Genomic DNA, 13,212 nt, shown 5'->3' with positions numbered 1-13,212 from the left:
CTGAAATGTACTACGGATTTGACATTGGCGGCAGCAAGATAGCGCTGGGCGTGTTTGATAATGCGCGGCGATTGCAGTGGGAAAAACGCGTCGCCACCCCGACGGAAAGCTACGAGGCTTTCCTGCAGGCGATTGAGTCGCTGGTTCGCGAAGCCGACCAGCGTTTCGGCGTGGAAGGCGCGGTCGGTATTGGGATCCCGGGGATGCCGGAAACCGCGGACGGCAATCTGTACGCCGCCAACGTTCCCGCTGCCAGCGGCAAACCGCTGCGCGTTGATCTCAGCACGCGGCTGGGGCGCGAAGTGCGCCTCGACAACGATGCCAACTGCTTTGCGCTTTCTGAAGCCTGGGATGACGAATTCACCCAGTATCCGCTGGTGATGGGATTAATCCTCGGCACCGGCGTCGGCGGCGGGGTCGTACTCAATGGCAAATCGATAACCGGTCACAGCTATATCACCGGCGAATTCGGCCATATCCGTCTGCCGGTGGACGCGCTGGACGTGGTCGGGCGCGATTTTCCGCTCACCCGCTGCGGCTGCGGTCAACTCGGCTGCATTGAAAATTACCTTTCTGGCCGCGGATTCGCCTGGCTGTATCACCATTTTTACCATCAATCCTTAACCTCGCCGGAGATCGTTGCGCGATGGCAGCAGGGTGACGCGCAGGCGCAGGAGCACGTGGAACGTTATCTCAACCTGTTAGCCGTGTGTCTGGGTAATATTCTCACTATTATCGATCCGGATCTGCTGGTGTTAGGCGGAGGATTGTCTAATTTTACTGCTATAACCGAAGGGCTGGCGCAGCGCCTGCCGCGTCATTTGCTTCCGGTCGCCCGGGTGCCGCGCATTGAGCGCGCGCGCCACGGTGATGCTGGAGGCATGCGCGGTGCGGCCTTCCTTCATTTGACTCATTAATTACAGGGGTAGCTATGCTGTCGCGCCGCTTACATCGCTTAAGCCGTTTCCGTCGTAAAAAACGCCAGTTGCGCGATCGCTTACGGCAACGCGTCTTCTTCCGCGAAGACAAAACGCCGCCGGAGGCGATAGACAAACCGCGAGTCGTGGTGTTAACCGGCGCCGGTATTTCGGCGGAGTCAGGCATTAAAACCTTCCGTGCCGCCGACGGTCTGTGGGAAGAGCACCGGGTTGAGGACGTGGCGACGCCGGAAGGCTTCGCTCGCGATCCGGCGCTGGTGCAGGCGTTTTACAACGACCGCCGCCGCCAGTTGCAGAGCCCGGACATCACGCCGAATGCCGCGCACCTGGCGCTGGCGAAGCTGGAAGACGCGCTCGGCGACCGTTTCCTGTTGGTGACGCAGAATATCGATAACCTGCACGAGCGTGCGGGAAACCGCCGGGTTATCCACATGCACGGCGAGCTGCTGAAAGTGCGTTGTGCGTGGAGCGGGCAGGTACTGGAGTGGACCGGCGATGTGACTGCGGACGACAAGTGCCACTGCTGTCAGTTCCCGGCGGCACTGCGTCCGCATGTGGTGTGGTTCGGCGAAATGCCGTTAGGCATGGATGAGATCTACGGCGGGCTGGCGGAAGCCGATATCTTTATCGCTATCGGCACCTCCGGGCATGTCTATCCGGCAGCCGGTTTCGTCCACGAAGCCCGTCTGCACGGCGCGCACACGGTCGAACTTAATCTTGAACCAAGCCAGGTTGGCAGTGAATTCGCTGAGAAGCACTATGGGCTGGCAAGCGAAGTGGTACCGGCGTTCATTGATAAGCTGCTAAAAGGGCTTTAATTTAACGCTGCGCCTTTTTACTGCTGGCGCGGATTTTCAGGCTGGAGGCGAGCTCAATGTTGCTCTCCGGCCCGTTGCCCGCCAGCAGATTCAACAACGTTTTTCCTGCGATGGTGCCGGTTTCGCTCCATGGAAACTCCACCGCTGTCAGCGCTGGCGAACATACTGACGCGAGCGTCCCGCCGCTTAAACTTGCCAACGCCAGCGTGTCCGGCACGCCGATCCCGGCGTTATGACAGGCCATAATGCAGCCGCAGGCAATTTCATCCGACGTGCAAATCAACGCATCCAGTTCCGGCCAGGTGATGCGAATATCATTCAGCAGATTAAAACCCGTGGTAATGCCGGAGGGTAAGTGCGGCGTCACCACGCGGTGTGGTGAATGGTTGATGGCCAGCATGCCGCTGTTCCAGCCGCTGAGAACCTGGCGAAACATCACGTTATTTGAGGCGGTACACAGCAGCCCGAGGTTTTTGTATCCTGCCTGCGCCAGCGCGGCGACCAGTTTTTTGATCGCTGCCGCGTAGTCGACACCAATACTGACGCCGCGGGTTTCACGGTTGATGGCGCCGATTTCGACCACCGGTACGCCAGCGTTGACCAGCATTTGCGCACAGCTGTCGATATTATCAATATTGAACTGCACGATGGCGGCCGGATTATAGGCCAGCATCTGCTGGAAGGCCTTTTCCTCGCTCTGGCTGCCCTGGCCGGACTCAATAAACATCATGCTATAACCCTGGGTGGCGAGCACGGTTTGCAAGGTTTCAGAGACGGCGATAAAGCCCGGCGAAGAGAAAGAGGGGACAACGCCCATCACCAGCGTGGAATCCGCTGAGGCGAGGCTGCGCGCCTGCAGATTAGGCACATAGCCCAATTCGCTGACCGCGGCTTCAATTTTACAGCGCAGGTCGGGATTCACCTTTTCAGGCATGCGTAACGCGCGGGATACGGTCATGGTACTGACGCCCACCAGCTTTGCGACTTCCGCCAGCGTAATTTTACCGGTATTTTTTCTGCGTTTCTCTTTGCTGCCGTCATCCGTTTGTAACGTCTGCACTGAACTCCTCCTTTCCGTTCAACCTTGAAACGTTATTGTAAATGATGGCGGCGTGAAGTCACCATGCGTCACCGCGTTTAAGCAAAGTATGGTTAATAAAGTTAGCGGTAACAAGTATTTTAACATTTTATTGTGTTAGCGCTAACTTTGAGAGTTTGATCACGGAAAGACGGGAATCCATTCCACTATAGTAGCCTCACTTTAAAAAGGAATGAGGCGCTTATGATTTCAACCTGGTTGCCCGCAACAAATATCCAAATAATTGAAAGTGTCGCTGACTGGAAGCACGCGGTGGAAATATCTGCACAACCTCTATTAGCGCAAGGAGCGATTAATTCTAGCTATATAAACGCTATTTTTAATAGTCATCAGGAACTCGGTCCTTATTATGTTCTGGCCCCCGGCCTGGCAATGCCGCACGCGCGTCCGGAGCAGGGGGCGATTAAAAACGGCCTGTCGCTTTTACATATTAAACAGGGCGTTTCATTCGAGGCTGATGAGAATGACCCCATCTATGTTGTGCTGATGCTGTGTGCGGTTTCCGGCGATGAGCATATCCGCATGATCACCGCGTTGGCGGAAATTTTTTGCGATGAGTCACGACTGGAGAGTCTGTTACACGCATCGACGCTTGAGAAAATTCAACAAATAATCAATGGTTAACGAGGTTAATAATGAAGAAGGTACTGATTGTCTGTGGTAATGGTTTAGGTAGTAGCTTCATCGTTGAAATGAACGTGAAGAAAATTCTCACTGAGTTAAACAAACAGGCGGAGGTTTCCCACACGGACTTAACGTCGGCTAAAAGTGAAACTGCCGATATTATATTAAGCGCCAAAGATATTGCTGAACAGCTTTCAGGCCATTCTGCCCAGGTCTTCGGTTTAACTAATTTGCTCGATAATAATAAAATTAAAGAAATCCTCGTCGAACATCTTTAATTAATTTCTTGCGGCCCTACGGAGTCACTCTATGCTGCAGTTTATTATTCATGACGTGCTCGGCACGCCAGCGATACTGGTCGGCCTGTTCTCCTTGATTGGCTTATTATTGCAGAAAAAAGCTTTCTCGGATGTTATTTCCGGCACCCTGAAAACGATTATGGGTTTCGTGATTTTAACTTCTGGCGCGGCTATTATTGCGACCACCTTAACCACCTTCAGCCAGTTGTTTGAACATTCGTTCCATATTCAGGGCGTGGTACCGAATACCGACGCGATGGCTGCGCTGGCGCAGAAAAACTACGGCACCGCGACGGCGATGATCATGGTGTTGGGGATGCTGTTTAACATCATTCTCGCGCGCATCACGCCGCTGAAATACATTTTCCTCACCGGCCACCACACGCTGTATATGTCGGCGATGCTGGCGGTGATCCTCTCCGTTGGCGGCTTGTCTCCGTTCTGGGTGGTGGCGCTTGGCGCGATTATCCTCGGTGCGATGATGGTTGTTTCCCCGGCGATCCTGCAGCCGTTTACCCGCAAAATTATTGGCACCGACGATCTGGCGCTTGGCCACTTCGGCTCAACCGGTTATCTACTTTCGGCATGGGTTGGCAAGCTGGTCGGTAAGGGCAGTCCGTCTATTGAAGAGCTGAAGGTTCCGAAATCGTTGAACTTCCTGCGTGATTCTTCGGTTGCGATTTCGCTCACCATGATGATTCTGTTCCTGATTTTAGTACTGGTGGCCGGTAAGACCTTCGTCGAAACCAGTATCAGCGGCGGGCAGAACTTCATTATCTTCGCCATCATTCAATCGCTGACCTTTGCCGCTGGGGTATGGATCATTCTCGCGGGCGTACGCATGGTGATCGCTGAAATCGTCCCGGCATTTAAAGGGATTGCCGATAAGCTGGTGAAGGACGCGAAACCGGCGCTCGACTGCCCGACCGTTTTCCCGTTCGCGCCGAATGCGGTGATCGTCGGCTTTCTGTCGAGCTTTACCGCCGGTTTGCTCAGCATGTTTCTGTGCCCGCTGTTCGGTCTGAGCGTGATTGTCCCGGGGCTGGTGCCGCACTTTTTCTGCGGCGCGACGGCCGGTGTTTACGGCAATGCCTGCGGTGGCCGCCGCGGCGCGGTGATCGGTGCTTTTGCTCAAGGTTTATTGATCTCTTTCTTACCTGCCATCCTGCTGCCGTTGATGGGCGATCTGGGCTTTGCATCCACCACCTTTGGTGATGCGGACTTCGGCGTTGTCGGCATTGCGCTTGGGCATATTCTGGCGTGGTTTCATTAACTAAGTCATGTGGCGGTGGGGGAGCGACAACGCGATTTCTATTACCCCACTACGGCACTCACGTTCACCTGTCGCCTGGGACGCTGTACCTGGATGCGTTCCGGGCGATACTCATAACGTGTTATTTTTCGGTTGCAATATTGTGACTAGCGAAGCGATATGCTGCCGTTATTTATGGCATATTCTTCACTCTGGCTACAAAGAAGGAGTGTGAGATGCCCCCTGAGTACGTTGATTACCTGATCCTCGGCGACGAGCACCATGGCGAAATTTATAGTGATATTAAATCCACCCGCCTGGCTGTGCGCTCAAAGTATGCCTCACATGCCAAACGCGCTTTTGATGACGCCCCGACAACCGCGCCGAAAATGGTGAACTATCACGTTCACGAATATCCGGCACAGGATGGTCGCTTCTACCTGGTGGCCACCAACTATCCTTTGAGTGATTTCGACGTTGAAGATGCGCTGGTGAAATCTCGCATTCATCCGCTGCGCGCCTAGTGTCTGGCGTTTATCAACAGGCGGCGACATGCTACCTGCCAAATCTATCGCTGTAAACCCCGCTATTTCCCACTGATCAGCCGCTGCGTTTTTTTGTGCGTTAGCGCTGATTTCTGTACGTTTTTTGGTGCGAACGGCCGAATCTGGGCCAGATTTTATAGGCGTCCGATCGTTGCCACGTGAACCACGGCGCCATCCGCCATGCCCGTCAGTTTGTACAGGAGAGCCAGTGATGCTGTCGCCGATGATTTATCAGGATTTAACCACCGCCGCGCTGCTTGACCATGCGGCGCATTATCACCGCGAGACGGAGATCGTTTCGGTGAGTACCGACGGAGCGATTGAGCGCAGCTGTTGGGGGGAGGTGGCTTGCAACGCCCGCCGATTGGCGTCGGCGCTGTCAGCGCTGGGTCTGGCTCCCGGCGCCCGCTGCGGCACGCTGGCGTGGAACAACCGCCGCCATCTGGAGATCTATTTTGGCGTCGCATCAGGCGGTTGGGTGACGCACACCATCAACCCGCGGCTGTCGGTTGAACATCTGCTGTATATCATCAACGATGCTGCCGATGAGGTGCTGTTTATCGACCAGACTTTCCTGCCGCTAATACTACCGCTGCAGCCACAGATGCCAACGGTGAAACAGATCGTGTTAATGGAGCCGCATAGCGAAGAGGCGCAGAGCCTACTGCCGTCGCTGCGTTTTTTTGACGATCTGTTGCGGCAGGGCGATGCACAATATCCGTGGCCGGCCTTGAATGAACTGACGCCCGCCTCGCTGTGTTATACCTCGGGAACGACGGGAAGACCGAAAGGAGTGCTGAATACCCATCGTTCATTGGTGCTGCATGCGCTAAGCGGCAATCAACCGGATGGCGCTGGAATATCAGCACAGGATTCGTTGTTGCCGGTGGTGCCGATGTTCCACGTCAACGCCTGGGGGACGCCGTTTATCGCCGCGATGGTCGGCGCGCGGCTGGTGCTGCCGGGACCGCATCTTGATGGCGATAGTCTGCTGAGGCTGCTGAGCACCGAGAAGGTGAGTGTGGCCTTTGGCGTGCCGGTTATCTGGGCCGGGCTGCTGGCGGCGCTACGGAAATCGCAGGTTCGTTTACCTTATTTCAAACGCTCCTTCGTTGGCGGCTCTGCGCTGCCGCCGTCGATGATGGAGGTCTTTAAGCGTGATTATGATATTGAATTGATCCATGCCTGGGGAATGACCGAAACCTCGCCCATCGGCACCATCAACACGCTGCTGAGCAAGCACGCGGCGCTCCCGGAGGAACAGCAGCGTAAGCAAAGCTACGGTCAGGGGCGGCCGATCTTCGGTATTGATTTGCGGGTGGTGGATATTGAGGGGAAACCGTTGCCCTGCGATGGTGAAAGCCAGGGCTATTTGCAGGTTCGCGGGCATTGGGTCGTGGAGCAATACTTTGGTCGCGAGGAAAGCGCGCTCACCGCTGATGGCTGGTTTGATACTGGCGATATCGGCACGCTCGACGTTAACGGCTATCTGGTTATCCACGATCGGGCGAAAGACATTATCAAATCCGGCGGCGAATGGATCTCCACCGTCGAACTGGAAAATATCGCTATTGCCCATCCGGCGGTACGCAGCGCGGCGGCCATCGCCGCACGCCATCCGCGCTGGGACGAGCGTCCGGTGCTGCTGTGCGTCCGCGCGGAAGGGGGCGAAGTGGACGAGGCGGAGCTGCTGGCGTGGTATCAGGAAAGGGTGCCGAAATGGCAGATCCCCGACCGTATTATTTTCATTGATGCGCTGCCGGTCAGCGCAACGGGTAAAGTATTGAAAAATCGTCTACGTGACCAGTACGGCCAGATTTTAATGAACGAGGAAACATGAGCATCGCTGAATCTGTTCGGTATCCGCAGCATCAGGCGGCGCTGGCGGAGCTGTATGCCGCCCGTCAGCGCTGGGCGACAAAATCAGTCAAAATGCGCCTGGCGCTGCTGCAGAAAATTAAACACCAGCTGCGGCAGATTGCCCCGCAATGGGTGCAGGCCGCTTCTGCTGCGAAAGGGTTGCCTGCCGGGAGCCCGCTGACTGGCGAAGAATGGTTCGCCGGCCCGGTGGCGCTGATGGCTGGTTGCCACGGATTGATGGTGACGTTGGCGCAGATGACCGACAAAGCGTTTCTACAGCAGATCCCTGGTCGCACGCTGGCAGACGGGCGCCTGGCGCTGCGCGTGATGCCGGGGAGCGTGTGGGAAAAACTGCTGCTATCCGGCGTGAAGGCGGAGGTCTGGATGCAGGCCGGAGTGACGCGGGATAATCTTTCCCGGCATGCGGCGACGGCCTATGAGCGGCCGCTGGCGCAGCGGGAGGGTAAAGTGGCGCTGGTGCTGGGCGCGGGCAACGTCGCCGCTATCTCGCCGCTCGATGCGCTGCATAAGCTATTTGTCGAAAACCAGGTGTGCCTGCTCAAACTGAATCCGGTCAACGACTATCTGCTGCCGTTTCTTGAACAGGCGCTGGCGCCGCTTATCGCCTGCGATGCGTTACGGATCGTCACCGGCGATGCGCAAACCGGCGCATGGCTGTGCGAACACCCGTATATTGCAGAGATCCACATTACCGGTTCAGCGGCCAGTCATGACGCGATTGTCTGGGGCGAGGGCGAAGAAGGTGTACGCCGCCGTCAGTCGGCGACCCCGCGTAACGCGCGGCGAGTGACCTCAGAGCTTGGCGGCGTCTGTCCGACCATCGTGGTCCCAGGGCCGTGGAGCGCCGCGGATATTGCGTTTCAGGCGCAGCAGTTGGCGAGCCAAAAGCTCAACAACGCGGGTTTTAACTGTGTAGCCAGCCAGGTATTGGTGATGCAGCGCGGCTGGCGCCATGAGAGCGCGTTATTGCACCAGTTACAGCAGGCGATCGCCGCTTCCCGGCGTCCGGCTTATTATCCCGGTACTGAGGCGCGGATCGCGGCCTTTTGCGATCGGGCGGTCAACCCGCAGCTTATTGAACGTGAAGGAACGATGGCGTTTGTTATCGCCAATAGCGAAGAATCAGCCGATTTTACCCACCGAGAAGTATTTGGTCCGGCGCTGTCAATTACCCGGCTGGACGCCGATAGCGCGGAGAGTTTCCTGCGCCAGGCGATCGGTTACGCCAACCAGCGGCTACAGGGGAGCCTGGGGGCGAATATCGTGATTCATCCCCGTACCAGGAAGGCTATCGGTAAAAAACGTTTTCATGCGCTGATCAATGAACTGCGCTACGGCACCATCGCGATCAACAGCTGGACTGGCGTGGCATTTATGTTAGCCCCTTGTCCCTGGGGCGCTTATCCAGGCCATTCGCTGGCCGATATCCAGAGCGGACGCGGTACGGTACATAACAGCTTCATGCTGGAAAGCACCGAACGCACGGTGCTGGAGGCGCCTTTCCAGCCGTTCCCGCGTGGGCTACTGCGTGGTGAACTGTCGCTACTGCCGAAGCCGCCGTGGTTTATCAATCACCAGCGCCAGGATGAGGTGGCGCAACGGCTGCTCGAATTTTACTATCGCCCGGGGTGGCGCAAACTGCCGCGGATATTCTGGCAGGCGTGGCGTGGGTAGGAGAAGATGAAAAAAGGCGGAACCGAGGTTCCGCCCCGTGGGGTTAGCGCCCGGCTTTCAGCTTCTGGTAATACTCTTCATAAATGGCGCTGGCGCTGCCGACGTCATTCTGCCATTCGCCTTTTTCAATCGTCGCGGCATCCGGATACAGCGATTTATCGTTGGCCACTTCCGGGCTGAGCATTTTCCGCGCAGCCAGATTCGGCGTCGGGTAACCGATAGTTTCAGCAACCTGTTTCGCCACATCCGGGCGTAGCAGGAAGTTAATTAATTTCAGCGCGCCGTCGACGTTTTTGGCATTAGCCGGGATAGACAGGCTGTCCATCCAGAAGATGCCGCCTTCTTTCGGCCAGATGACTTCCAGCGGCGTCCCCGCCTGACGCGCCACGTACGCCGAGCCGTTCCATACCATCCCAAGGTTCACTTCGCCTTCCATGTACGGGTTTGCCGGGTTATCGGAATTGAACGCTGCGACGTTTGGCATCAGCTTTTTCAGCTCGTTGTACGCGGCTTCAATCTCTTTTGGATCGGTCGTGTTGCCGGAATAGCCCAGCTTGCGCAGCGCCATCTGGAACACTTCACGCGCGTCATCGGTCAGCAGCAGGCTGCCTTTATATTCCGGTTTCCACAGGTCGGCCCAACTGGTGACGGTCTTCGGATCGATAGCATCGCTATTGACGCCGATTGCCGTCGCGCCCCAGATGTAGGGGATCGAATAGTCGTTATCCGGATCGAATGGTTTGTTCAGCATCTGCGGATCGAGGTTGCTGAAGTTGCTCAGCTTGCTCTTATCAATCTTCTGCAGCATGCCTTCTTTGCGCATTTTGTCGACGAAGTAGGTTGACGGCACCACCAGATCGTAAGCGCCGTCTTTATAGGTTTTGAGCTTGGCGTACATGGTTTCATTCGACTCGTAGGTCGAATAGATAACTTTGATGCCGGTCTCTTTCGTGAACTGTTCCAACAGGCCTGGCGGCACGTACTCGGTCCAGTTATAGAAATACAGCGTTTTGCTATCGTCCGCGTGCGCGGCGCCCATGCCCAGTGCCAGAGCGCCCGCAGCGAGCAGGTGGCGTGACCATTTTTTCATTTTAACGTCCCCTGAGTTTTATCACGTGCAATTAACTGACTGGCGATGACCATCACCAGCGAAAGAACCAACAGAATCGTCGCCAGCGCGTTCACCTCTGGCGAAACGCCGACTTTGACCATCGAATAGATCTTCAGCGGCAGGATTTCATAACCCGGACCGGTGACGAACGAGGAAACCACCACGTCATCCATCGATAGGGTAAAACTCAGCAACCATCCCGCAGCGACGGCGGGCAGCGCCAGTGGTAAAATAATTTTCCGTAGGATAGTCAGTTCGCTGGCGCCGAGGTCTTTCGCCGCTTCCAACATTCGCACATCAAACCCTTTCAGGCGCGAAAATACCGTCACCACCACGAAGGGCAGGCAGAAGGTGATATGTGAAAACAGCAGCGACCAAAAACCGAGTTGGATGCCGATCAGCATAAACAGCACCAGCAGGGAGATAGCCATGACAATGTCCGGCGACATCATCACCACGAACAGCATCCCGCTGACGAAAGGTTTCCCGCGAAAGCGATAACGGTACAACGCCACGGCCGTCAGCGAGCCAATCAGCGTAGCGAACGTCGCCGACAGCACCGCCATGGTCAGCGAGTGCTGAGCGGCTTGCAGCAGGCTATCGTTGTTCATCAACAGGCTATACCAGTCGGTGGTGAAGCCTTGCCAGTTGATGCCGAAGCGCGATCGGTTAAACGAGTTAACGATCAGAATAATAATAGGGATGTAGAGATATGCGTAGATGGCGGTCATAAAGCCGCCGCGCAGCAGTCGACCGATCATTCCAGTTCCACCCTCTTATTCAGCAGGCGCGCCGCGCGCCAGTAAATCATCAGCATCAGTCCCATCACCAGCGTTAAGGTAATGCTGGTCGCCGCGCCAAATGGCCAGTCGCGGATATTGAGGAACTGGCTCTTAATCACATTGCCAATCAGCAGGTTCTTGGCTCCGCCCATCAGGTCGGAAACATAGAACAGCCCCATCGCCGGTAGCATCACCAACAGACAACCGGCGATAATTCCCGGCATGGTTAGCGGAATAATGATGCGGATAAAGGTCTGCAGTTTGCTGGCGCCAAGATCTTTCGCCGCTTCCAGCAGCGGGCGATCCAGTTTTTCAATGCTGGAGTAGAGCGGCATCACCATAAACGGCAGCAGAATATAAACCAGGCCGATGATCACCGCCGAGGGGGTATACATGATGCGCAGCGGCGTATCAATAACTCCCAGCCACAGCAGAAACGCATTCAGATAACCCTTGGTGCTGAGGAAAATCTTCAGTCCATAGATGCGGATCAGCGAATTGGTCCAGAACGGGACGATCAACAGGAACAGCAGCAGCGGGCGGACCTTCTGCGGCAAACGGGCGAGAAACCACGCGAACGGGTAGCCCAGCGCCAGACAGGCGAGGGTCGCCAGCAGCGCCATGTTCAGCGAGTGCAGCAGCACATCGTAATAGAGTGGATCCAGCAACCGTGAGTAGTTATCCAGCGTGAAGACCATTTTGACGAAGTTAGCGTCGTCGCGGGTCAGGAAGCTGGTGGCGATGATCATCAGGTTCGGCAGGAAGACAAACAGCACAAGCCAACCCACGATAGTGGCAATCACCACATTTTGGAATTTACTGGTGTTCTTCATCGGCCAGTACAACCTCCCAGCTTTCCACCCAGTTAATCGCCATTTTCTGGTCGAGAGAGTGGTCGAAATCAGGATCGTCTTCGTTGAAGAACTCGCTGACCATGACCATTTTGCCGTTTTCCAGCTCGACAACCGACTCCAGGGTCATACCCTTGTAGTTGCGCTCGCGCACGTAGCCGATCAAACCGTCGGCTTCGCTGCCGTGGTGGATTTCATCGACGCGCAGATCTTCCGGGCGCAGCAGTACGTTTAGCGGTTGCCCTTTTTCAACGGCGAAGTTGACGTAGATATTGCATTCGCGGCCTTCGACGCAGGCGCGGACGCGCTGTTCGTCAAGGCGTTCGATAACGGTGGCGTTAAAAATGTTGATTTCGCCGATAAAGCTGGCGACGAACAGGTTTTTCGGTTCTTCGTAGATTTCACGCGGGGTGCCGTCCTGCTCGATTTTGCCATCGCGCATCACGACGATGCGGTCGGACATGGTCAGGGCTTCTTCCTGGTCGTGGGTGACGAACACAAAGGTGATGCCGAGTTTGCGCTGTAGCGCTTTCAGCTCGTTCTGCATCTGCTTGCGCAGCTTGTAGTCGAGCGCCGAGAGGGATTCATCAAGCAGCAGCAGGCGTGGTTTGTTGACCACCGCGCGGGCGATAGCCACGCGCTGCTGTTGACCGCCAGAGAGCTGGTGCGGTTTGCGCTGGGCGAACGCCTCCAGCTGTACCATCTTTAAAGCGTCCACCACTCGCGGGGTGATGTCTGCTGCCGGGGTTTTCTGCATCCGCAGGCCGAAGGCGACGTTTTCGAACACGGTCATGTGCGGAAACAGCGCATAGCTTTGAAATACGGTATTAACGTGGCGGTTTTCCGCCGGGACATGGGTGATATCCTGGTCTTCCAGATGGATACGTCCGACATCAACGTTTTCCAGACCAGCGATTAGACGAAGAACGGTTGTTTTACCGCAGCCAGAGGGGCCAAGCAGGGTGAGAAATTCACCATTATTGATGGTTAAATCGAGATCGGAGATAACGGTCTTGCCATCAAAGCTTTTGCGAATTCCCGCCAGTTGAACCAGCGGAGAAAGCGTACGCGGTTGTATATTCAATTTTTGACTCTGTCCCATGTAATCGTAACGGAAAGCTGACCGCTACGGGGTTTGTGATTAACCACCTTTGGGGTTGCACATTATTAATAAGGGCCAGCATTTTACGGCAAACGATTGTAATCGCCAATCATTGTTGCACCGCGGCACGCCACCTTTACACATCATGCACGTTATGTATTAAATTTTGGTTTACGGGCTAAAAATGACCTGACGCAATATTTGTCTTTTCGCCCTTATTGATAATGTTGTCACGA

At 55.7% G+C, this 13,212-nt stretch carries 13 protein-coding genes; 8 read left to right on the top strand and 5 right to left on the bottom strand.

Annotation, left to right across the window (positions count from 1 at the left end):
- Positions 1-5 precede the first annotated feature (5 nt).
- Entirely contained in the window at positions 6-917 is a 912-nt protein-coding gene (gene nagK / locus PYR66_14120) for an N-acetylglucosamine kinase (protein ID WEF26468.1), read from the top strand.
- Positions 918-931: 14 nt separating this feature from the next.
- Entirely contained in the window at positions 932-1,756 is an 825-nt protein-coding gene (gene cobB, locus PYR66_14115; GenBank protein WEF26467.1) for an NAD-dependent protein deacylase, read from the top strand.
- Between the two features lies 1 nt (position 1,757).
- Here the strand turns inward: cobB and PYR66_14110 are convergent, their stop codons facing one another.
- Positions 1,758-2,816 carry a LacI family DNA-binding transcriptional regulator gene (locus tag PYR66_14110; protein WEF26466.1) on the bottom strand — a complete coding sequence of 353 codons (1,059 nt, stop codon included), beginning with the start codon at positions 2,814-2,816 and terminating at the stop codon, positions 1,758-1,760.
- A 222-nt stretch (positions 2,817-3,038) separates the two neighbouring features.
- Here PYR66_14110 and PYR66_14105 point away from each other — a divergent pair, with 222 nt between their 5' ends.
- The 6 genes from PYR66_14105 (at position 3,039) to PYR66_14080 (ending at position 9,130) form a co-directional block, all read left to right on the top strand.
- On the top strand, positions 3,039-3,479 hold the full coding sequence (locus tag PYR66_14105) for a PTS sugar transporter subunit IIA (protein ID WEF26465.1): 441 nt from the start codon (positions 3,039-3,041) through the stop codon (positions 3,477-3,479).
- Positions 3,480-3,490: 11 nt separating this feature from the next.
- Positions 3,491-3,757 carry a PTS sugar transporter subunit IIB gene (locus PYR66_14100; GenBank protein ID WEF26464.1) on the top strand — a complete coding sequence of 89 codons (267 nt, stop codon included), beginning with the start codon at positions 3,491-3,493 and terminating at the stop codon, positions 3,755-3,757.
- 31 nt (positions 3,758-3,788) lie between these two features.
- The gene (locus PYR66_14095; protein WEF26463.1) at positions 3,789-5,051 is read left to right on the top strand and encodes a PTS ascorbate transporter subunit IIC; all 1,263 of its coding nucleotides are present in this window, start codon (positions 3,789-3,791) and stop codon (positions 5,049-5,051) included.
- Positions 5,052-5,266: 215 nt separating this feature from the next.
- Positions 5,267-5,554 carry a hypothetical protein gene (locus PYR66_14090; GenBank protein WEF26462.1) on the top strand — a complete coding sequence of 96 codons (288 nt, stop codon included), beginning with the start codon at positions 5,267-5,269 and terminating at the stop codon, positions 5,552-5,554.
- 232 nt (positions 5,555-5,786) lie between these two features.
- Complete coding sequence (locus tag PYR66_14085; protein WEF30452.1) at positions 5,787-7,415, top strand: long-chain fatty acid--CoA ligase; 1,629 nt, start codon at positions 5,787-5,789, stop codon at positions 7,413-7,415.
- Complete coding sequence (locus PYR66_14080) at positions 7,412-9,130, top strand: aldehyde dehydrogenase family protein (protein WEF26461.1); 1,719 nt, start codon at positions 7,412-7,414, stop codon at positions 9,128-9,130. Before PYR66_14085 ends, PYR66_14080 begins: the two co-directional genes overlap by 4 nt.
- Positions 9,131-9,173: 43 nt before the next feature.
- On the opposite strand, the gene potD is transcribed toward PYR66_14080, so the two are convergent.
- Genes potD through potA form a run of 4 tightly spaced genes read right to left on the bottom strand, consistent with a single transcriptional unit; the run spans position 9,174 to position 12,976 of the window.
- Positions 9,174-10,220 carry a spermidine/putrescine ABC transporter substrate-binding protein PotD gene (potD, locus tag PYR66_14075; GenBank protein ID WEF26460.1) on the bottom strand — a complete coding sequence of 349 codons (1,047 nt, stop codon included), beginning with the start codon at positions 10,218-10,220 and terminating at the stop codon, positions 9,174-9,176.
- Positions 10,217-11,002, bottom strand: coding sequence for a spermidine/putrescine ABC transporter permease PotC (gene potC, locus PYR66_14070; GenBank protein WEF26459.1), 786 nt, complete (start codon positions 11,000-11,002; stop codon positions 10,217-10,219). The genes potD and potC overlap by 4 nt, the downstream gene beginning before the upstream one ends.
- Positions 10,999-11,856, bottom strand: coding sequence for a spermidine/putrescine ABC transporter permease PotB (potB, locus tag PYR66_14065; protein WEF26458.1), 858 nt, complete (start codon positions 11,854-11,856; stop codon positions 10,999-11,001). The genes potC and potB overlap by 4 nt, the downstream gene beginning before the upstream one ends.
- Positions 11,840-12,976 carry a spermidine/putrescine ABC transporter ATP-binding protein PotA gene (gene potA, locus PYR66_14060; GenBank protein WEF26457.1) on the bottom strand — a complete coding sequence of 379 codons (1,137 nt, stop codon included), beginning with the start codon at positions 12,974-12,976 and terminating at the stop codon, positions 11,840-11,842. The genes potB and potA overlap by 17 nt, the downstream gene beginning before the upstream one ends.
- Between the last annotated feature and the right edge of the window lie 236 nt (positions 12,977-13,212).

It is taken from the genome of Klebsiella aerogenes, assembly GCA_029027985.1.
Lineage (GTDB): Bacteria > Pseudomonadota > Gammaproteobacteria > Enterobacterales > Enterobacteriaceae > Klebsiella > Klebsiella aerogenes_A.
This window is presented reverse-complemented; position numbering and strand designations above follow the sequence as displayed.